We start from the raw sequence: 21,180 nt of genomic DNA on the forward strand, positions 1-21,180 counted from the left end.
AATTTTAATTTTATTTTAGTTAAACATTTATTTAATAATGACTCATACTATTTTTATAAATTGTATAAATGTAAATTATTGATATTAAAGTTATTAATATCGAAATTGCAAATCCCCAAAGCGCGCATTTCCCTGCTGAATTAGCCTTGCCTGGATTTTTTTCTTTCTCTACTATATATAGAATCAATCCAACGATTGGAATTAAAAAACATAGAATTTTTAATCCTACATTTAAACTATCTGACATAATTAATTCCTCGTTTTCTGCTGGATTATTACTCTTATTTAATACCGAAAATCCTAATATAATAAGTGAAATCGGCCCTAAAATCATTAAAAGCGGTAAGATGCTTTGAATGGATTTATCTTCCCAATATTCTTTACCCTCTCCAAAAGTTCTTTCGTAAAACCAATAAATTTGCATTATTATACTATAAATACAAGTAAATATTACAAAACCTGCTGCATTCTTAATTTTCATTCTAATATATTTTAAGTTTATAATTTAATTTCTATATCCTTCATTGAAACCTTTACACCAGCATTCTTTATTATTAGCCCAGCCTTCATATGGGTAATAAGTATCGCAATCGGTTAAAATACCTTTTTGACTTCTGCCTTCCGATACTCCTTGATTATAGCTATCCATATCTTCACATGGAGTGGATGATTGAACATTTTGATTTGTTGTTGAATTATCACTTTTCTTACAAGAAATAGACAATGTCAAGAGTAACGATAACATAATAATTTTTTTCATGATTTTTTTTTTGGTTTATTTACTCTATATTACTTTTTATTAGGCCAAATCCGGATATCATCTTTTATGTATCCTCTGCCACTTGGTATACATTGTGGGTCATCGCAAATCATGTATGTTCCATTAAGTTGTGACATGAAATTACAATTAGGGTTATTTAAACCTGTAATTGTAATATTTCCTTTTTCGTCAGTACTCCAATATCCTTCTGTTCTGCAATTTTCTGTTTCAAGTTTACCTTGACTCACTCTCATACTACCATTTTCTTCGAAGACATAATAGTAAACTGATGGCGCTAAATCGGTACCGCCATAGTACACACCTATTGGTTTAGATCGACCTCCACAACTTATCATAATTATTGTTGACAAGAAAAAGATGCATGTGTTGATTGTTTGTTTCATAATTTAACCAAGTTTTTAATTTTTCTTTCGGACATTTATAATTGAATTTCAATTTTTATAAAATTCCTTAAAATCTCTTTAGGGTATAAAACAAATACACGAAACCATACTTTCGTGTTTTTCCAATCGAATTAATCAAATGAAATACAACACATTATACAATTTAGAAGTAAAAAGGAAACTAAAGCGTTTTTAATCAATTTTCGTGTAATTAGAGACTGTAATTGTAGCTATTTATGAGTTTATAACAACTATTTCCTAAAAAAAACAAAGCTTCCAGCCTTTGTAAGGCTGGAAGCTTTGTTAAATAATCTCTTATTATTTCCTAAAAATGAAATCCAAAAGCGCCCTTAATGCCAAACTTGGTAGCGTCTGGCGCATTCAAGTAATTCCCTCTCCATGAAAAATCCAAACGAAATACTTTAAATATATTACCAATACCCGCACTGTATTCCCAATACATATTTTCGGGAGCATTATAAGCCAATCCAGAAGCATTAATGGCTCTATTAGCATTAGAGATAGTTCCATACACTCCCCTTACCCCTATGATTTCGCGCCAGTTTAATTTTCGCATAAAAGGAATACGCGCAAAAATTCGACCGTTGAAATTATGATCCCATTTCAAAGTGGCATATTGGTCGCTTATAAATTCATAGAAATTCAAATTACTAAAGGTATTCTCGATAGTGAAATACGTTTGGTTACCCGGAATCACACTCATTAATCCTAACGGAATAGTGCCAAAGGTTTTTCCTAATTCCATTGTGATGTTAGTGCGACCCAAAGGACCAATAATAATAGGCTGTTTGTAATACAACTGTAATTTTTCGTATTTAAAATCGCTGTTCAACACTCCTTTAAATCCATGGCTGTAATTGATAAAAAAGCGACTGTACGGATTATCAACCACATCTCTTTCTACTCCATAACCAATTGTTTTTCGATTGGGCATGAACTCAATTTGAATATTCGCTTCCGATTGTTTTACTTCACTTTGAGTAGAAGTTCTAGATGCATCTGTGTAATAGTCCAAACTAAAGGTAGGCGATGCTGATGCTAAAGTACGATGTGAGATTCCCAATTGAAAAATTAAGTTTTTTACAGGTTCAATTTCGACAGATAGATTCGACAAATTAATATTGGTCAATTTACCATTACTCCCTGTAGTGAATAAAGCTGAAGAAGCAAAACTTCGTCCCATCACGTCATTAGTTGTAGTCAAGCTCGCACCAATTTGCTCAATATCGCGTCTATTGCCTCCCGAGATAATGATTCGGTTTTTTTTATCCACCATCCATTTTCCTGAAAGTCCGTATTTGAATTGTTGATCGTTGAATCCATAAGCAGTAAAAGCTTGAATTCGCCAAGGATCATTAGGCCCAAAATAGGTTCTTCCACCAACACGTAAACGAACCCCTTCTACTTCGTTGAAACCAAAGGAAGAAAATATCGGTCCGTAATCAAAATTCTTAAACTCAACATATCCGCTTCCTAAAATAGAAACCAGATTGTACATCTGTTTGAATTTTTTGACGGTTTGAAGCGTATCTAGCATTTTATAAACACCAGCCTCATCTTTGTTTAATTTTTCAAAACGGTTTTCTTGCCAATACTCGTCCGACTTTTGATAAACTTCATTGTCAATAAAATTGACTTCTTCTTTATAAAAAGCTAATGGTTTTACTTGATTAAATTGATGATTTCGATACAGCGTTGTGCGTTTACCATAAATTCCTTTAGAATCTTCTTTTTTATTTAAGGCAAAGTCAGACATCATATAATCTCGAGTCAACAAGAAAACAGAATCGTTCATCACTTCAAATTCTTGCTCAATATAGATGTCTTTAATCCAATTAATGTTAGCGCTTTTAGTTACCGCCATATTGATTTTCTTAATCGCAAATGTGGTGTCATTTACCCAAAAATCACCTTTAAATGTCAGCTCGTTTTTTCGTCTTGGATAAAACAAAATGTTGTAGCATTTTTTGTTATCAATATAAGCGCTGTCTCTTAATACGTAATTATACACATCAATTCCTGTTCTAGACAAAGGACTCGTAAAACTCTTGTCAAAAAAGGTTAGATGATTATTATAAATAGAATAATCACTGTACAAATCCTTTAAAAACGATAAAATTTGTTGGTTGCCTTCAAAACCAGACGTTTTATTGGCTTTTAGTTTTTCTTTCACCTTTTTTTGACTATTGTCACCGTACACATCAGATAAAGATTCGTTAATAAATATAGGTAAATAGGTTTTTCCAGTCACTTTAGACGTGTCCACATGGTTGAAAACAAATTCCATTCCTTTAAACACTTTATTCTTCATAAAAGCGCTATCAATGGTATTCATATCAAATTCTACCTTTTCATATTTTTCCATTTGGTATTGGTCAAACTGATACAAGCCGTTTTTACGTTTGCGTTCCCATATTTTTCTAAGGATGTCTAACGCTGGATTATTCTTTTTTGAAGTTTTTCCGGTAAAAACCACTACCTCATTTAACGATTCGATTTCATTCAGCTTTACCTTGAAATTATACACAACGGCATCTTCTAGGTAGATTTCTCTTTCGGAAAATCCTGTAGCAGCAACTATTAAAATAGTCTGTTTTTGAGGAGATTCAATATAGAAACGGCCGTCTTCATTAGAAACTACTCCTGTGGTAGAGCCTTTAAAAACAACATTAGCAAATGGAATGGGTTGATTGGATTTATCCAAAACGATACCACTTACTTTGGTTTGTGCCCAAAAAAGCTGAGATACAATCAGAAAAACAAATACACTAAATTTGGGAAATTTTGATTTCATAAGCTAAAAAAAATCTTCATCAAATGACAACATCTGATGAAGACTCAAAGGTAAACATTATATCAATTGTCTATTGACAATTAACATTTTGAATTATTTATTCAATACTTTTTTAACGGCTTTAATTACGTCTTCTGAATTAGGCAACCATTCTTTCAATAGTACTGGAGAATATGGCGCTGGGGTATCAGCAGTTGTAATACGTTGGACAGGTGCGTCCAAATAATCGAAAGCACGTTCTTGAACAATATAAGCAATCTCTGAAGACACACTTGAAAATGGCCAAGCCTCTTCTAAAACTACTAATCGGTTGGTTTTTTTAACCGAAGTTAAAATCGCATCGTGATCCATTGGTCGAACTGTTCTCAAATCGATAATTTCACAAGAAATACCTTCTTTAGCTAATTCATCAGCAGCAATAAAAGCCTCTTTGATAATTTTCCCAAAAGAAACAATCGTTACATCAGTTCCTTCACGTTTGATATCAGCTACACCAATTGGAATAGTATATTCTCCATCTGGCACTTCTCCTTTGTCACCATACATTTGCTCTGACTCCATAAAAATAACTGGATCGTCATCACGAATCGCTGATTTTAATAATCCTTTAGCGTCATAAGGAGTAGATGGAACTACTACTTTAAGACCTGGAGTATTCGCAAACCAGTTTTCTAAAGCTTGTGAGTGTGTAGCTCCCAATTGTCCTGCAGAAGCAGTTGGCCCTCTAAAAACAATTGGCACATTGAATTGTCCTCCTGTCATTTGACGCATTTTGGCAGCGTTATTTATAATTTGATCAATTCCCACTAAACAGAAATTGAAAGTCATGTATTCTACAATTGGACGATTTCCATTCATTGCTGAACCTACTGCAATACCAGTAAACCCAAGCTCTGCAATTGGCGTGTCAATTACTCTTTTCTCACCAAACTCGGCAAGCATTCCTTTAGAAGCTTTATAAGCACCATTATATTCAGCAACCTCTTCACCCATTAAGTAAATGGATTCATCGCGACGCATTTCTTCACTCATCGCTTCGCAAATGGCCTCTCTAAATTGTATCGTTCTCATAGTTGTATGTTGTATGTGTATTTTTCGAAACGCAAAAATAAATATTTTATATTACTTAAAAGCATAAAATCTGCTAAAATAATTAGGAGCTTTCTCCGGCTATTCGCTATATCTTCCTCTGGCTGAAGACGCCACAGGAAGGATGCCGCTACTATCCGGGCTAAAAAATCACAAATTCATTAAAAAATATTATGCACGCATAGTAAATATTCCGATTTATTATTTTAAATTTGTGGAGCATTTAAGAAATCAGTAAATAATACCCCTATGAAAATATTAGTTTGCATCAGCCATGTGCCTGATACTACTTCAAAAATCAACTTCGTTAATGGCGATTCTGAATTTGACACTAACGGAGTGCAATATGTAATCAATCCTAATGACGAGTTTGGTTTAACACGTGCCATTTGGTTTCAAGAACAACAAGGAGCTACCGTAACTGTTATTAATGTTGGCGGTCCAGAAACGGAACCAACACTTCGAAAAGCATTAGCTATTGGAGCTAACGAAGCCATCCGTATCAATGCTAATCCAACTGATGGATTTTTTGTAGCACAACAATTGGCCGAAGTAATTAAAACCGGAGGATATGATGTCGTTATTGCAGGAAAAGAATCTTTGGATTACAACGGCGGAATGGTACCAGGAATGATGGCGGGTATTTTAGGATACAATTTTGTAAATTCTTGTGTAGGCTTAACTATTGATGGTACTAATGCAACTGCTAGTCGTGAAATTGATGGTGGAAAAGAGATTGTAAGCACTACTCTTCCAGTAATCATTGGCAGTCAAAAAGGATTGGTAGAAGAAAAAGACCTTCGCATTCCTAACATGAGAGGAATCATGACGGCACGTACCAAAGTATTAACTATTCTAGAACCTGTTGCAGCTAACGTGAATACAAAATCGGTACAATTTGAAAAACCAGCACCAAAATCAGCAGTACAACTAGTTTCAGCCGACAACTTAGACGAGTTAATCAATTTATTGCACAACGAAGCAAAAGTAATTTAGTAATCAGTTAGTAGTGTTCCGGTATTTACCAAACGCTTCAACTTTTTAACCAATTTAAACCCTTAAAACCATGTCTTTATTAATATACGCAGAATCAGCCGAAGGAAAATTCAAAAAAGTAGCTTTTGAATTGGCTTCTTATGCCAAAAAAGTAGCCGAAAGTTTAGGAACAACAGTAACCGCTGTCACAATTAATGCGGGGGATGTTTCTGAATTAGCAAAATACGGAGTAGATAAAGTATTAAAAGTTAAAAACGATGCCCTAACTGGATTTACAGCCAAAGCATACGCTGATGTAATCAAACAAGCAGCACAAAAAGAAGGTGCCAAAGTAGTGGTTCTTTCTTCTACAACAGATAGTATTTATTTATCTTCTTTAGTAGCAGTAGGTTTAGATGCAGGATTTGCTTCAAACGTAGTAGGACTTCCAGTAAGCACCAATCCTTTCCAAGTGAAACGAACTGCTTTTTCCAACAAAGCCTTTACTATTACCGAAATCACAACAGATGTAAAAGTACTTGGCTTAGCCAAAAACTCGTACGGAATTATTGAAAACAACGTTTCATTAACCGAAGAAGATTTCAACCCAACTATGGATGCAGCCGATTTTAACGTAAAAGTAACTGCTGTAGAAAAAAGTTCTGGAAAAGTTTCTATTGCTGATGCCGATATTGTAGTGTCTGGTGGGCGTGGATTAAAAGGCCCTGAAAATTGGGGAATGATTGAAGAATTAGCTAGCGTTCTTGGAGCAGCAACAGCCTGTTCAAAACCAGTTTCTGATTTGGGTTGGAGACCTCACGGAGAACACGTTGGTCAAACAGGAAAACCAGTAGCTACTAATTTATACATCGCTATCGGAATTTCAGGAGCTATTCAGCATATTGCAGGAATTAACTCCTCTAAAGTAAAAGTGGTAATTAATAACGACCCAGAAGCACCTTTTTTCAAAGTTGCCGACTATGGTGTTGTAGGTGATGCTTTCGAAATTGTACCTCAATTAATTGAAAAACTAAAAGCATTCAAAGCACAGCATTAATTGGAATATAAATTTCAAAAAAAGGGCTCCCTAAAAACAATGATATTTGTATCTTTGCTTTTAGGGAGTTTTTTTAAGTTATCCCAAAATTTTCATTTGTAACACATGAGTTTAGTAAAATTATCTATAAAAGGAATTTCGTATAGCCAAACACAAAATGGGGCTTATGCTTTGATTTTGAACGAAGTAGACGGCGATAAAAAATTACCTATTGTAATTGGCGCCTTTGAAGCACAATCTATTGCTATTGCCTTAGAGAAAGAAATCAAACCGCCACGCCCTTTGACTCATGACTTATTCAAGAATTTTGCCGACCGCTTTGATATTGTTGTCAAACAAGTCATTATTCATAAATTAGTCGATGGCGTATTTTACTCTAGCATCATTTGCGAAAGAGATAAAATCGAAGAAATTATAGATGCGCGTACTTCAGATGCTATTGCTTTAGCACTTCGTTTCAACTCACCTATCTTTACTTATAAAAATATTTTAGACAAAGCGGGTATTTATTTAAACACCAATCCTACGGATGCCAATAAAGATTCCGAAGATATTGACGACATTCTTTCTAATCCAGAAACCTTTGGTCACGAGGTAGAGAGCAATCAATCTGGAACAACCTATGCTACCAATAGTATTCAAGAATTAAATGATTTATTAGCAGAGGCTGTAGAAAATGAAGATTACGAAAAAGCTGCCAAAATTAGAGACGAAATTTCGAAAAGAGAATGTTAATTTGCCACGATAAAATTCAATTAACCGAATAACTCCCCACATGAAACAATATTTAGATTTAGTGCAACACGTTATGGAAAGTGGCTGCCAAAAAGGAGACCGAACTGGAACTGGAACAAAAAGTGTTTTTGGTTACCAAATGCGTTTTGATTTGAACGAAGGTTTTCCAATGGTGACCACCAAAAAACTGCATCTAAAATCGATTATCTATGAATTGCTTTGGTTCCTAAAAGGAGACACCAACATTAAATACCTACAAGAGAATGGTGTTAAAATTTGGGATGAATGGGCTGATGCCAATGGCAATTTAGGCCCAGTTTATGGACACCAATGGCGCAATTGGAATAGCGAAGAAATTGATCAAATTTCAGACTTAATCAAAGAATTAAAATCGAATCCTAACAGCCGAAGAATGCTAGTTTCTGCTTGGAATCCTTCGGTTCTTCCAGACACCACAAAATCATTTGAAGAAAATGTGGCTAACAACAAAGCAGCATTACCCCCTTGTCATGCTTTCTTTCAGTTTTATGTTGCTGACGGTAAATTATCGTGCCAATTGTACCAACGTTCCGCTGATATTTTCTTGGGAGTACCATTCAATATCGCATCTTACGCCTTATTGACTATGATGATCGCTCAAGTCTGTAATTTAGGCGTTGGCGAGTTCATTCACACTTTTGGAGACGCACACATTTACAACAACCATTTTGAACAATTGGAGTTGCAATTATCTCGCGAAACCAAACCATTACCTAAGATGATTTTAAATCCCGCAATCAAAGATATTTTTGATTTCGACTTTGATGATTTTACCTTAGAAGGATATGACCCTCACCCTCTTATCAGAGGAAGTGTTGCAGTATAAAAACAAAAAATCCGCTTTAAAGCGGATTTTTAATTATATAGATAAAACACTATTTTCTGCTCCTGCATAATCATTCCAACGGAAAGAATCGGCTTCTGGTTCATTTACAAATTGACCATCAACTACATACTTAAATTCGTAAGATGCCTCTTTATTTAAATCAAAAACACCTTTAAAAGTTCCGTTTTTTAATTTATTCAAAGTACCTACTTCTTGATCCCAATTGTTAAAATCTCCAACAACTGAAGCTGTTTTTGCTTCTTTTGCTTCTATTGAAAAAGTAACCTTACAAACTGGTTTTGTTTTTACAAATTGTTTTTTGATTGACATAACTATTTCATTTTTAGAATTATGAGGCAAAGTAACTACAATTCTACGACGCAAAAAAACGGAAGTGAATTTTTAGGATTATGACAAAAACAGACGGAATTTTCAATCGGATTCTTATTTTAGAGGTTTTATTTCATTATTTCTAAAATAAGAAAACCTTTTCGTACTAAATAATTAATAATCAGCAAAATGAGTTTTCAAAAATAAATTTTACCTTTATCAACTGAAAAACGTCGTTAAAACTAGATTTCTTAATCGTTAATACGTTCTCTATCCAAAACTAATACCATAATTATGATTGTAATGATTGCGGCTGTTGCCGAAAATAACGCTTTAGGAAAAGACAACGAATTAGTTTGGCACCTGCCTAACGATTTCAAAAGGTTTAAAGAATTAACCTCAGGCCACTACATTATTATGGGAAGAAAAACGTTTGAAAGTTTTCCAAAACCGTTGCCTAATAGAACCCATGTAGTTATTACAAGACAGCAAAATTATCAGCCCGACGGTTGTATTGTAGTCAATAGCATTGAAAACGCTATTAAAGCCTGTCCTGAAAATGAAACCATTTATATTATTGGCGGAGGAGAAATTTACAATCAGGCACTTGCCTTTTCAGATACAATTGAGATTACTAAAGTACATGGGGAATTTGAAGCCGATGCATTTTTTCCAGAAATAAAAGCGGAAGAATGGGAATTAGTGCAATCGGATTTTAATACTAAAGACGAAAGACATCTTTATGATTACACCTATCAGACTTTTGTAAAGAAGTAAACCTATTTTTTCAATGTCATTGGGAGAATGAAATGTCTTTTTGCCCTTTGTGTTTTTTCACTACCAAATACCACGATGGTAGCAAAAACGAATAAATTTAAAGTTTCCAAAAACAAATTAATTCTTAAGAACGTGTTTTGCGCTAGACTAGTATCATCACTTAAAGAGATACTAAAAAGGCATTAAGATCAATTTAAATCAGCCACACAAACGCCAATTATTTGATTTTCAATCATTAACTCCCAATACAACATTGAAAAAAAATATTTTTCTCTAATCGTAAAATTGAGCATTAAATTACGGCACTACAATACCCACTTTTAGTGATTTTTTTATTTTTTATACCATAAAAGAGATTAACTGAAACACAATTATTTAGTTGATAGAGTTTCGTTATATTTGCACAAACAAAAAAAATGGCTGAAAAAATTACTCCTTACAAAGATTCTTCTTTGAGCAAAAAAGAACAAGTTGCTCAAATGTTCGATACTATTTCAGGAAATTACGACAATCTAAACCGAGTAATCTCATTTGGTATTGACGTAAAATGGCGAAAAAAAGTACTTAAAATGGTGGCGCAATCCAATCCAAGAACAATTTTAGACATTGCAACAGGAACCGGAGATTTGGCTATTTTAATGTCTCAAACCAAAGCGGATAAAATTATTGGTTTGGATATATCTGCTGGAATGTTGGAAGTTGGGGTACAAAAAATTGCAACGAGAAACTTATCCAATACCATCGAAATGGTTTTAGGAGACTCTGAAAACATTCCTTTTGAAGACAACTATTTTGATGCTATTACAGTGGCTTTTGGAGTTCGTAATTTTGAAAATTTAGAAAAAGGATTGGCTGAAATTTTACGTGTTTTAAAACCTAACGGAACTTTTATCATCTTAGAAACTTCTGTTCCCGAAAAAACGCCTTACAAACAAGGCTATCAATTTTACAGCAATAACATTTTACCATTAATAGGAAAACTGTTTTCAAAAGACGATGTAGCTTATGGTTATTTATCTGAATCTGCAGCTGCTTTTCCGTATGGAGAAAAGTTAAACAATATTTTAAGAAAAATTGGGTTTATAGATGTTGTGGCTTTACCTCAAACATTTGGAGTGGCTACAATCTATTCAGCCTCTAAAAAATAATATGAAAAAACTCATTTTGTTACTATTGATTGTTTTTACAACAAGTATTCATGCTCAATTTACTCAAAGTATTTTTAGCAAGAATCCTATAATCCATTTAGAAACATGGCAGGAACAAAAATTATATTTTGGATTTTTCTTAGGATTAAATTCTTATGATTTCAAGTTCAACTACAAAGCAACTATAACCGAGGATATACAAGTTCAAAAAACAACCGGTTTCAATGTAGGACTAGTTGCAGACGCCCGACTTCAAAAATATTTCAATTTACGATTTGAACCTGGATTGTATTACACAAAACGCATTTTAAATTACCCTGAAAATTATTTTACCTCCACACCAAAAAGTTCCGATAAAATAAGAGAGATAAATAGCACCTACATACACCTGCCTTTATTATTAAAATTTTCAGCATTACGGACAGGAAACATTCGTCCATATCTTCTTGGTGGTGCTTCAACTACTTTAAATTTATCTAGTAATTCAAAATCAAAAGACGACAACCTGGAACAACGTTTTCGAGTAAAAGCTTGGAGTCCAAACTATGAATTAGGATTAGGCATAGATATTTTTTCGGAGTATTTCATTTTTTCTCCTTCAATTAGAGGAGTCTTTGGATTAAAAGATGAACTCATTCAAGATAACGACCCAACTAGTCCTTGGACAAGCAATATTGAATCTATGCGAACCAGAGGCTTGTTCATTAACTTTACTTTTCACTAAACTTAAAGTGAGGCGCGACGAAATTCGCTCAATACAATTGCAGTAGCCGTAGCCACATTCAAACTTTCTGTTTTTTGAATGGCTCCAAAACGAGGAATTGTCAATCGATTTTTGATTATTTTCTCCAATTCAGATGAAATTCCATTGGCCTCATTTCCCATCACGATAACACCTTCTTGTGGTAAAGACGCTTTATAAATGTTATCTCCGTTCATGAAAGTCCCAAAAACGGGTAATGAAGTGGTTCTTACAAAATCATTCAAATCTACGTAACTCACATTGACACGTGCAATAGACCCCATTGTAGCTTGCACTACTTTTGGGTTGTAAATATCTACCGTTTCTTTAGAACAAATTAGTTGGTGAATTCCAAACCAATCACACAAACGCATAATAGTACCTAAATTTCCGGGATCTCTAACAGCGTCTAGCGCTACTATTAACCCTGAGGTTATAATTTGTTTTTCTTTTGGCATTTTAAACACTGCCAAACAGGTATTAGGCGTGGCTAAAGCACTTATTTTTTTCAAATCCGCTTCAGATACAAGTGTTTTTAAACTATTAGAAACCGTTTCAAAATCATGTTGAGTAGTATACAAATGGTCTAATTCAAAATGGGCATCAAGTAATTCTTGAACTCCTTTGATCCCTTCAGCAATAAACAACTGATGTGCTATTCGCTGTTTTTTTTGGTGTAAACTCGATATAAGCTTTATTTGGTTTTTACTAACCATAAAAAAATGTACTTTTGAATTAAATTTTTAGAACAGTTGAAAAAGATTTCTACAAAAATAGCAGCATTTATTCTAATTGCAATATTTATTTCCGCATGTAACTCGGTAAAGCGCGTTCCAAAAGGCAAATTTTTGTTGACTAAAAACGAAATCTTTGAAAACAATAAAGTGCTTTCAGACGAAATTACTTTCGATCAATTGTACCAAAAACCGAATAGTAAAATTTTAGGCATCCCTTTTTTCTTAATGATTCACAATTGGGCTAATCCAAATCCGGACTCAACTTATCAAGCTAAATTTAAAAACGATCCTGAAAAATATGTCAGAATGTCTAAATGGCTTTCTGCTAAACAAGTAGACCAATTAGGAAAATCTTTTTGGTACCACGGCATCCATGATTTATTAAAAAAGACGGGGGAAGCTCCTGTAATTTTTGACAAAATAAAAACTGAAAAATCCATTTCACGATTAAAATACCATTATTTCAACAAAGGCTATTTTGACGTGAAAGCTAATTATACATTGGATACTATTGGCCCTAAAAAAGCAAAAGTAAAATATGCAATTACTCTAGGAAAACCATATCTTATTGATTCAGTAAATACAACTATTGCTACACCAGTTTTGGATTCTTTGTACCAAACTGCTAAAACTAATTCTTTCATCAAAATAGGGACCCAATACAAAACTGAGGATTTTGAAAATGAGAAAAATAGAATTACAACACATTTCAGAAATAGTGGAGCTTACCATTTTCAACCCAACAATATCACATTTGACATTGACACCATTAATAAAAAAAATAAAGCTACTATTGATTTAAAAATAAGTAATCACAGTTACCAAGAACAAGATGCTACTAAGATAGAACCATTTAAATTACTCCGAATTAGTGAAGTAAAAATATTTACTGATTATTCTGCCGCTGACGCCAATGCCAAAATTACAGACAGCGTATCCTTCAATAATTTCAGTTTATATAGCAGAACTAAATTAAGATACAAACCCTATGCTATTACAAATGCAGTGTTTATCACAAAAGGAGGGCTTTTCGCTGACACTAAAACCAATTTGACGAGTCGTTATTTAAGTAATCTCAAAATTTTCAATTATCCGTCTATTATCTACGAAATAGACAAAAGAGATTCGACTGCACAATCCTTGATTGCGAAAATTTATTTAACCCCTAAGAAAAAATACAACTTTGGACAATCCATTGACATTACTCATTCCAACATACAAAATATAGGTCTAGGATTTAGTCCGTCTATTTCTATTCGGAACGTATTCAATGGAGCAGAGACTTTGGAATTTTCCGGTCGTGCCAATGTTGGTTCCTCTAAAGATTTTGCCAATCCAAACGATGTTTTTTTCAATGCATCAGAACTAGGAATTGATTTGAAATTAAATTTTCCAAGAATAGTAATCCCTTTCAATACTGAAAAAATCATCCCTAAGAGTATGATTCCATCTACATTAATCACCTCTGGATACTCCACTCAGAAAAATATTGGATTGGATAAAGAAAATTTTACAGGAGCAATTAGTTATAACTGGACTCCTAAAAAATACAACACCGCTCGATTTGATTTATTCAATGTGCAATTCGTTAGAAATTTGAATCCTAAAAATTATTTTAATGTATATACCTCATCTTATAATGCACTAAATGAGTTCGCTAAAAATCCAAATTACAATGTAAATCAAACTTATTTTGACAGCGAAAACAATTTAATTATTGAGAACGGAACCAATGGCTTTATTCAAGATGTTTTAGGATCATCGCCAACGATAACAACTTCTACATCGGATTATTCAGCTATAAAAAGCATTGAAGAAAGACGCATACGATTAACTGAAAATGATTTTATTTTAGCTACCAATTTTAGTTTTTCTAGAACAACCAAAAAAGATATTTCAGACAATAATTTTTATCTTTTTAAAACAAAAATCGAATCAGCAGGTTCAATCCTATCCTTATTTGCAAATGCAACCAAATTAAACAAAACAACAAATGATAGGTACAAAATCTTCAATTTAGAATATTCTGAATACATTAAAACTGAATTTGATTTTATAAAGCTTTGGGATTTATCAAGAGAAAAAGTAATTGCATTCAGAAGCTTTTTCGGTATTGCAATTCCGTTTGGAAATTCAAAAAATATTCCTTTTTCGAGAAGTTACTACTCTGGAGGTTCCAATGATAATAGAGGTTGGCAACCCTATAGTTTAGGACCAGGAAGTACTGGAGGAGTAAACGATTTTAACGAAGCTAATATGAAAATAGCTTTGAGTACCGAGTTTCGATTTAAAATACTAGGAGATCTCAAAGGAGCCTTATTTGCTGATGCCGGTAATGTTTGGAACGTATTAGATAATACCGAAGATTCCAAAGCTAAATTTAACGGAATTAATGATTTAAAGTCAATAGCACTGGGTTCTGGATTTGGTTTACGCTACGATTTAAGTTTCTTTGTAATTCGTTTTGATCTAGGTTTTAAAACGTATAACCCCGCTTATGAAAGTGGAAGCCGATGGTTAAAAGATTATAATTTTGGACGCTCAGTATTAAATTTTGGGATAAATTATCCTTTCTAATGCTAATTAATTCTTATTTTTGCGGTCTAAAAACTAAAAACAACTTAAAACAATTACAATGGCACACAACATCAAACCAGGCGTAGCAACGGGAGATCAAGTACAAGAGATCTTCAATTATGCGAAAGAGAAAGGTTTTGCACTTCCTGCAGTAAACGTTACTGGATCAAGTACAATTAATGGAGTTCTTGAAACAGCAGCAAAATTAAACGCACCCGTTATCATTCAATTCTCTAACGGCGGAGCACAATTTAACGCAGGTAAAGGATTATCTAATGCAGGTGAAAAAGCAGCTATCGCTGGTGGAATTGCTGGAGCACTTCATATTCATACTTTAGCAGAAGCTTACGGGGCAACTGTAATTTTACATACTGACCACTGTGCAAAAAAATTATTGCCTTGGATTGACGGTTTGTTAGACGCTTCAGAAAAACATTTTGCTGCAACAGGAAAACCATTATTTTCTTCTCACATGATTGACTTATCAGAAGAACCAATCGAAGAAAATATCGAAATCTGTAAAGAATATTTAGCTCGTATGAGCAAAATGGGAATGACATTAGAAATTGAATTAGGAATTACTGGTGGTGAAGAAGACGGTGTAGACAACTCTGATGTAGACAGTTCAAAATTATACACTCAACCAGAAGAAGTAGCTTTCGCTTACGAAGAATTATCAAAAGTAAGTCCTAAATTTACTATTGCTGCTGCTTTTGGAAATGTTCACGGGGTATACAAGCCAGGTAACGTAAAATTAACTCCAAAAATCTTGAAAAACTCTCAAGACTTCGTTCAAAACAAATACAACACAGGAGCTAATCCAGTTGATTTCGTTTTCCACGGTGGATCAGGTTCTACTTTAGAAGAAATCAGAGAAGCTATTGGATACGGTGTAGTTAAAATGAACATCGATACTGATTTGCAATTTGCTTACACAGAAGGAATTCGTGATTATATGGTTAAAAACATTGACTACTTAAAATCACAAATTGGTAACCCAGAAGGTGCTGATGTTCCAAACAAAAAATATTATGACCCAAGAAGATGGGTACGTGAAAGTGAAATCACATTCAATACAAGATTAGAGCAAGCGTTTGCTGACTTGAACAATGTAAACACACTATAATTAACAATTGATAATTGACAATTAAATATTTATAATTGTCAATTATCCATTATTCATTTAATATATGGCTTGGTTTAAACGACAAGAGAAAGGAATCACTACTCCTACCGAGGAAAAAATGGATGTCCCAAAAGGTCTTTGGTACAAATCCCCAACAGGAAAAATTATTGATGCAGAGGAATTAGCGCGTAACTTATACGTAAGCCCTGAAGATGATTTTCATGTTCGAATTGGAAGTGAAACTTATTTTGAAATTTTATTCGACAACAATGAATTTGTCGAGTTGGATAAAAATATGACTTCAAAAGACTCTTTACATTTCGTAGATACCAAAAAATATTCAGATCGTCTAAAAGATGTCACTTCAAAAACCAAACTGAACGACGCTGTTCGTACAGGTGTTGGAAAATCCAAAGGAAAAGATATCGTAGTTTGTTGTATGGATTTTGCCTTTATCGGAGGATCAATTGGAGGTGTTGTAGGTGAAAAAATCGTAAGAGGAATTGACCACGCTATCGAACACAAAATGCCTTTCGTAATGATTTCAAAATCAGGTGGAGCGCGTATGATGGAAGCGGCATTTTCTTTGATGCAATTAGCCAAAACATCGGTAAAATTAGTTCAATTAGCCGAAGCTAAACTACCTTACATCTCACTTTGTACCGACCCAACAACTGGAGGAACCACAGCTTCTTATGCTATGCTTGGAGACATTAATATCTCTGAACCTGGTGCTTTAATTGGGTTTGCAGGTCCTCGTGTTGTTAGAGACACAACTGGAAAAGATTTACCAGAAGGTTTTCAAACTGCAGAATTTCTTTTAGAACATGGTTTCTTAGATTTTATCACGCCAAGAAAAGAATTAAAAGACAAGGTTAACTTGTACATCGATTTGATTCAAAACAACGATATTAGATAAATAAAAAATCCCGAATTAGTTCGGGATTTTTTTATGCTTATAATTTAAATAGTTTTATTTTACATTCCTGTTCGAATGGCTTCTACAGGATCTAATTTTGACGCCGTGATGGCAGGTAAAATTCCAGAGATTAATCCAATCAATGCCGCCAAACCTGTTCCTAATATTACATTGCTCATACTTAAAACAAACTCAAAGTCCAACGCTTTAGTCAGTACTACTGAAATCATCCAAACCAAAAATAATCCGACCGCTCCCCCAATTACAGAAAGGATAACTGCTTCAAATAAAAATTGAAATAAGATAAATCGGTTTTTAGCACCGAGCGATTTTTGAATTCCTATTAGATTAGTTCGTTCTTTTACCGAAACAAACATAATATTAGCAATACCAAATCCACCCACCAGTAATGAAAACCCACTAATAATCCAACCTACTACATTCATCTGCCCTACAATCCCATCAATTAAATCGGTAAATCCAGACAACACATTGATAAAAAAATTATCTATTTCATCCGTTTTCATTCCGCGATAATTTCGTAATTTTTGTGCTAATTCTGCTTTAAAAGCATCCATATCCACCCCTTTTTCAGGCTTAACCAAAATTACCGGAGTCATGGCATCATTGTTATCTCCATACATTCGTCTTAAAAAATTAACCGGAATAAAAACAGACGTATCATTGCTATCTCCAAACATTCCTGCACCTTGTTTTTTCAATACCCCAATTACTGTGAAGCGCTGTCCATAAAGACGAATGTTTTTGCTAATTGGATTAGCTCCGTCAAAAAGATTTTGAGCAATTTCATTCCCTAAGACAATTACAGCCGATCCTGAATTCGATTCCGATTCATTATAAAATCGTCCTTCATCAAATTCCAAACCTTCAATTTCTATAAATTCATTTGATACAGGAACTACATTCACATCACTTACCGAAGCCGATTGGTATTTTATTGATTCCCTTTTAACAAAAAGTTGAAACCCCATTTGATCCAAATCGTTCATAGAACTTTTTAAATATTCGTATTCGTCGTATTTCACATCAGGAAATTGTTCTCGTTTCCATTGTGGAATTTCAGAGGGTCCGAAAGAAAAACGCATTAAATAAATAGTATTTTTATCTAAACTACTCAAGTCTTTTTTGATTTTTTTGTCTAACGAATCTACTGCAGCAAGTACCGCTATAATAGAAAAAATACCAATGGTAACTCCCAATAAAGAAAGTAAAGTTCGGAGTTTATTATTTCGCAAAGCATTCATTGCAAAACCAAAACTCTCTTTTAATAATCGAAGATATACCAGCATACTATTTTTCTTTTGTATCAATGTAAAATTGAGCAAATTTTATTCAAAATCCTAATAAAAAAAGTCTCTGTAGTAAGTATTCATTTTTAGTAGAATGTTACAGCTTTAGAATGAAATTTATAATCAAAAAAAAACTATTTTTGCACTTTATAATTTTAACTACACAATGAGCACAACTAAATCTATTCAATCTGCATTAATTTCAGTATTTTCAAAAGACGGTCTTGAACCAATTGTAAGAAAATTGCATTCTCAAAATGTAACACTTTACTCTACAGGAGGAACAGAAGACTTTATCAAAAACTTAGGCATTCCTGTAATTCCTGTTGAAGAGGTAACTTCTTACCCATCAATCCTTGGTGGAAGAGTAAAAACATTACACCCAAAAGTTTTTGGAGGAATCCTAAACCGTCAAGATAATGAAAGTGACGTGCAACAAATGAAAGAATTTGACATTCCTCAAATTGATTTAGTAATTGTTGATTTATACCCTTTTGAAAAAACAGTTGCTTCAGGAGCTAGTGAAGCTGATATTATTGAAAAGATTGATATTGGCGGAATTTCATTGATCCGTGCCGCTGCAAAAAATTTCAAAGACACTGTGATTGTGGCTTCAGTTGACGATTATAGTTTGTTTTTGGATATGATTACCAATCAAAATGGCGCAACTACCTTAGAAGATAGAAAACTTTTGGCCACAAAAGCATTTCACGTTTCTTCACACTACGATGGTGCTATTTTTAATTACTTCAACACAGACGAAACGATTTACAAAGAAAGCATTGCTAATGGTCAAGTGTTGCGTTACGGAGAAAACCCACACCAAAAAGGATTTTTCTTTGGCGAATTTGATAAAATGTTCAACAAAGTTCACGGAAAAGAGTTGTCTTACAACAACCTTCTTGATGTAGATGCTGCGGTAAATCTAATCAATGAATTCAAAAATGACGGCCCTACATTTGCCATTCTTAAACACAACAACGCTTGCGGATTAGCCTCAAGAAAAACGATTAGCGAAGCGTATTTAGCCGCTTTGGCTTGCGATCCAACTTCAGCTTTTGGAGGGGTATTAATTGCCAATACCAAAATTGATGTGGCTACAGGAACCGAAATCAACAAGTTATTCTGCGAAGTAGTTATCGCTCCCGCTTTTGACTCTGAAGCTATCGCTATTTTAGAAGAAAAGAAAAACAGAATTATATTAGTCCAAAACGAAGTTACTTTACCACAAAGACAAGTTCGTACTTGTTTGAACGGAATTTTAGTTCAAGACAGAAATAACATTACAGATACTAAAGAAGATTTAAAAACAGTTACAATAACAGCTCCAACTGCTCAAGAAGTAGAAGATTTAATTTTCGCTTCGAAAGTGTGTAAAAATACTAAATCTAACACTATTGTTTTTGCTAAAAACGGAACTCTTATTTCTTCTGGAACTGGACAAACTTCAAGAGTAGACGCTTTAATGCAAGCCATTGACAAAGCCAATGCTTTTGGTTTTGATTTACACGGAGCTTCTATGGCAAGTGACGCTTTCTTCCCATTTCCTGATTGTGTGGAGTTAGCTAAAAAAGCTGGAATCACTGCCGTAATCCAACCAGGAGGGTCAATTAAAGACCAATTGAGTATTGATTATTGCAATGAAAATAAATTAGCAATGGTATTTACAGGAACACGTCATTTTAAACATTAATTTGTTTAACTTTGCTTGTTAGATAATATTTAAAATTTAAACCCCGCCTAAACTTATGGGATTTTTTGATTTCATGACTGAGGATATCGCAATCGACCTTGGTACCGCAAACACATTAATTATTCACAACGATAAAGTTGTTATAGATAGCCCTTCTATTGTTGCCCGAGACAGAATCTCAGGTAAAATTATTGCTGTTGGTAAAGAAGCCAACATGATGCAAGGGAAAACCCACGAAAACATCAAAACAATTAGACCATTGAAAGACGGGGTAATTGCAGATTTTGATGCGTCAGAGAAAATGATTAATATGTTTATTAAAAGTATTCCTGCGCTAAAGAAAAAGATGTTTACTCCTGCGCTACGTATGGTAGTTTGTATTCCTTCAGGAATTACCGAAGTAGAGATGAGAGCGGTAAAAGAATCGTGTGAAAGAGTAAATGGTAAAGAAGTATATTTGATTCACGAACCTATGGCTGCGGCAATCGGTATTGGAATTGATATTATGCAACCTAAAGGAAATATGATTGTTGACATTGGTGGTGGAACAACTGAAATTGCAGTAATCGCTCTTGGAGGTATTGTTTGCGACAAATCAGTAAAAATTGCCGGGGATGTATTCACGAATGATATTATTTATTACATGCGTACGCAACACAACCTATTTGTTGGAGAAAGTACTGCTGAAAAAATTAAGATTCAAATCGGAGCTGCGGTAGAAGATTTAGAAACTCCTCCAGAGGACATGTCTGTTCAAGGACGTGATTTATTAACTGGCAAACCAAAACAAGTAGAAGTTTCTCACCGTGAGATTGCTAAAGCTTTGGATAAATCGATCCAACGTATCGAGGATGCTATCATGGAAACTTTATCACAAACACCTCCAGAATTAGCCGCTGATATCTACAATACTGGAATCTATCTTGCGGGTGGTGGTTCTATGTTAAGAGGACTTGACAAACGAATTTCACTAAAAACAGACTTACCTGTTTATATTGCAGAAGATCCTTTAAGAGCAGTAGTTAGAGGTACTGGAATGGCACTTAAAAACATCAATAGATTTAAAAGCATCTTGATTAAATAGTCTTTTTTCTAAAAAGAAGTCACAAATAATACATTTA

At 33.9% G+C, this 21,180-nt stretch carries 20 protein-coding genes; 12 read left to right on the forward strand and 8 right to left on the reverse strand.

Going from position 1 to position 21,180, the window contains the following annotated elements; translation table 11 throughout:
* Positions 1–31: 31 nt before the first annotated feature.
* The 5 genes from Q0L65_RS10370 to Q0L65_RS10390 form a co-directional block, all read right to left on the reverse strand.
* On the reverse strand, positions 32–481 hold the full coding sequence (locus tag Q0L65_RS10370; protein WP_296686057.1) for a hypothetical protein: 450 nt from the start codon (positions 479–481) through the stop codon (positions 32–34).
* Positions 482–505: 24 nt separating this feature from the next.
* Positions 506–760: a hypothetical protein gene (locus Q0L65_RS10375; protein WP_296686058.1), complete on the reverse strand. Its 255-nt coding sequence runs from the start codon at positions 758–760 to the stop codon at positions 506–508.
* Positions 761–789: 29 nt separating this feature from the next.
* Positions 790–1,116 carry a hypothetical protein gene (locus Q0L65_RS10380; protein ID WP_296686060.1) on the reverse strand — a complete coding sequence of 109 codons (327 nt, stop codon included), beginning with the start codon at positions 1,114–1,116 and terminating at the stop codon, positions 790–792.
* A gap of 373 nt (positions 1,117–1,489) precedes the next feature.
* Positions 1,490–3,979, reverse strand: coding sequence for a DUF5686 and carboxypeptidase-like regulatory domain-containing protein (locus Q0L65_RS10385; protein ID WP_296686061.1), 2,490 nt, complete (start codon positions 3,977–3,979; stop codon positions 1,490–1,492).
* A gap of 93 nt (positions 3,980–4,072) precedes the next feature.
* Positions 4,073–5,050, reverse strand: coding sequence for a pyruvate dehydrogenase complex E1 component subunit beta (locus Q0L65_RS10390; protein ID WP_296686063.1), 978 nt, complete (start codon positions 5,048–5,050; stop codon positions 4,073–4,075).
* Between the two features lie 267 nt (positions 5,051–5,317).
* Here Q0L65_RS10390 and Q0L65_RS10395 point away from each other — a divergent pair, with 267 nt between their 5' ends.
* From Q0L65_RS10395 to Q0L65_RS10410, 4 genes are all read left to right on the forward strand, one after another.
* The gene (locus tag Q0L65_RS10395) at positions 5,318–6,064 is read left to right on the forward strand and encodes an electron transfer flavoprotein subunit beta/FixA family protein (RefSeq protein WP_296686065.1); all 747 of its coding nucleotides are present in this window, start codon (positions 5,318–5,320) and stop codon (positions 6,062–6,064) included.
* A gap of 70 nt (positions 6,065–6,134) precedes the next feature.
* Positions 6,135–7,100, forward strand: a complete 966-nt coding sequence (locus Q0L65_RS10400; protein ID WP_296686067.1) for an electron transfer flavoprotein subunit alpha/FixB family protein — start codon at positions 6,135–6,137, stop codon at positions 7,098–7,100.
* A 105-nt stretch (positions 7,101–7,205) separates the two neighbouring features.
* Positions 7,206–7,835, forward strand: a complete 630-nt coding sequence (locus tag Q0L65_RS10405; protein ID WP_296686070.1) for a bifunctional nuclease family protein — start codon at positions 7,206–7,208, stop codon at positions 7,833–7,835.
* A 40-nt stretch (positions 7,836–7,875) separates the two neighbouring features.
* Complete coding sequence (locus Q0L65_RS10410) at positions 7,876–8,700, forward strand: thymidylate synthase (RefSeq protein ID WP_296686071.1); 825 nt, start codon at positions 7,876–7,878, stop codon at positions 8,698–8,700.
* 33 nt (positions 8,701–8,733) lie between these two features.
* Here Q0L65_RS10410 and Q0L65_RS10415 read toward each other — a convergent pair whose 3' ends face one another.
* Positions 8,734–9,030, reverse strand: coding sequence for an isoamylase early set domain-containing protein (locus Q0L65_RS10415; protein ID WP_296686073.1), 297 nt, complete (start codon positions 9,028–9,030; stop codon positions 8,734–8,736).
* 294 nt (positions 9,031–9,324) lie between these two features.
* On the opposite strand from Q0L65_RS10415, the gene Q0L65_RS10420 reads away from it, so the two are divergent.
* The 3 genes from Q0L65_RS10420 (at position 9,325) to Q0L65_RS10430 (ending at position 11,679) form a co-directional block, all read left to right on the forward strand.
* A complete protein-coding gene (locus Q0L65_RS10420) occupies positions 9,325–9,807 on the forward strand; it encodes a dihydrofolate reductase (protein ID WP_296686074.1) in 483 nt (160 codons plus the stop codon).
* A gap of 416 nt (positions 9,808–10,223) precedes the next feature.
* Positions 10,224–10,955, forward strand: coding sequence for a bifunctional demethylmenaquinone methyltransferase/2-methoxy-6-polyprenyl-1,4-benzoquinol methylase UbiE (gene ubiE / locus Q0L65_RS10425; RefSeq protein ID WP_296686076.1), 732 nt, complete (start codon positions 10,224–10,226; stop codon positions 10,953–10,955).
* 1 nt (position 10,956) lies between these two features.
* A complete protein-coding gene (locus Q0L65_RS10430; protein ID WP_296686077.1) occupies positions 10,957–11,679 on the forward strand; it encodes a porin family protein in 723 nt (240 codons plus the stop codon).
* A 2-nt stretch (positions 11,680–11,681) separates the two neighbouring features.
* On the opposite strand, the gene Q0L65_RS10435 is transcribed toward Q0L65_RS10430, so the two are convergent.
* On the reverse strand, positions 11,682–12,413 hold the full coding sequence (locus tag Q0L65_RS10435; protein ID WP_296686079.1) for an RNA methyltransferase: 732 nt from the start codon (positions 12,411–12,413) through the stop codon (positions 11,682–11,684).
* A gap of 36 nt (positions 12,414–12,449) precedes the next feature.
* Here Q0L65_RS10435 and Q0L65_RS10440 point away from each other — a divergent pair, with 36 nt between their 5' ends.
* The 3 genes from Q0L65_RS10440 (at position 12,450) to accD (ending at position 17,056) form a co-directional block, all read left to right on the forward strand.
* Positions 12,450–15,011, forward strand: a complete 2,562-nt coding sequence (locus tag Q0L65_RS10440) for a BamA/TamA family outer membrane protein (protein WP_296686081.1) — start codon at positions 12,450–12,452, stop codon at positions 15,009–15,011.
* Between the two features lie 58 nt (positions 15,012–15,069).
* Positions 15,070–16,137: a class II fructose-bisphosphate aldolase gene (fbaA, locus tag Q0L65_RS10445; RefSeq protein ID WP_296686083.1), complete on the forward strand. Its 1,068-nt coding sequence runs from the start codon at positions 15,070–15,072 to the stop codon at positions 16,135–16,137.
* 64 nt (positions 16,138–16,201) lie between these two features.
* Positions 16,202–17,056, forward strand: a complete 855-nt coding sequence (accD, locus tag Q0L65_RS10450) for an acetyl-CoA carboxylase, carboxyltransferase subunit beta (RefSeq protein WP_296686084.1) — start codon at positions 16,202–16,204, stop codon at positions 17,054–17,056.
* A gap of 59 nt (positions 17,057–17,115) precedes the next feature.
* On the opposite strand, the gene Q0L65_RS10455 is transcribed toward accD, so the two are convergent.
* On the reverse strand, positions 17,116–18,366 hold the full coding sequence (locus Q0L65_RS10455) for an ABC transporter permease (protein ID WP_296686086.1): 1,251 nt from the start codon (positions 18,364–18,366) through the stop codon (positions 17,116–17,118).
* A 166-nt stretch (positions 18,367–18,532) separates the two neighbouring features.
* On the opposite strand from Q0L65_RS10455, the gene purH reads away from it, so the two are divergent.
* Together purH and Q0L65_RS10465 are read left to right on the forward strand one after the other, a co-directional pair.
* Positions 18,533–20,059 (forward strand): bifunctional phosphoribosylaminoimidazolecarboxamide formyltransferase/IMP cyclohydrolase, encoded by a 1,527-nt coding sequence (purH, locus tag Q0L65_RS10460; RefSeq protein WP_296686087.1) that lies wholly within the window; start codon positions 18,533–18,535, stop codon positions 20,057–20,059.
* A 55-nt stretch (positions 20,060–20,114) separates the two neighbouring features.
* A complete protein-coding gene (locus Q0L65_RS10465; protein WP_296686089.1) occupies positions 20,115–21,143 on the forward strand; it encodes a rod shape-determining protein in 1,029 nt (342 codons plus the stop codon).
* The last annotated feature ends 37 nt before the right edge of the window (positions 21,144–21,180 follow it).

The organism is Flavobacterium sp., assembly GCF_024642105.1.
Classification (GTDB): Bacteria; Bacteroidota; Bacteroidia; order Flavobacteriales; family Flavobacteriaceae; genus Flavobacterium.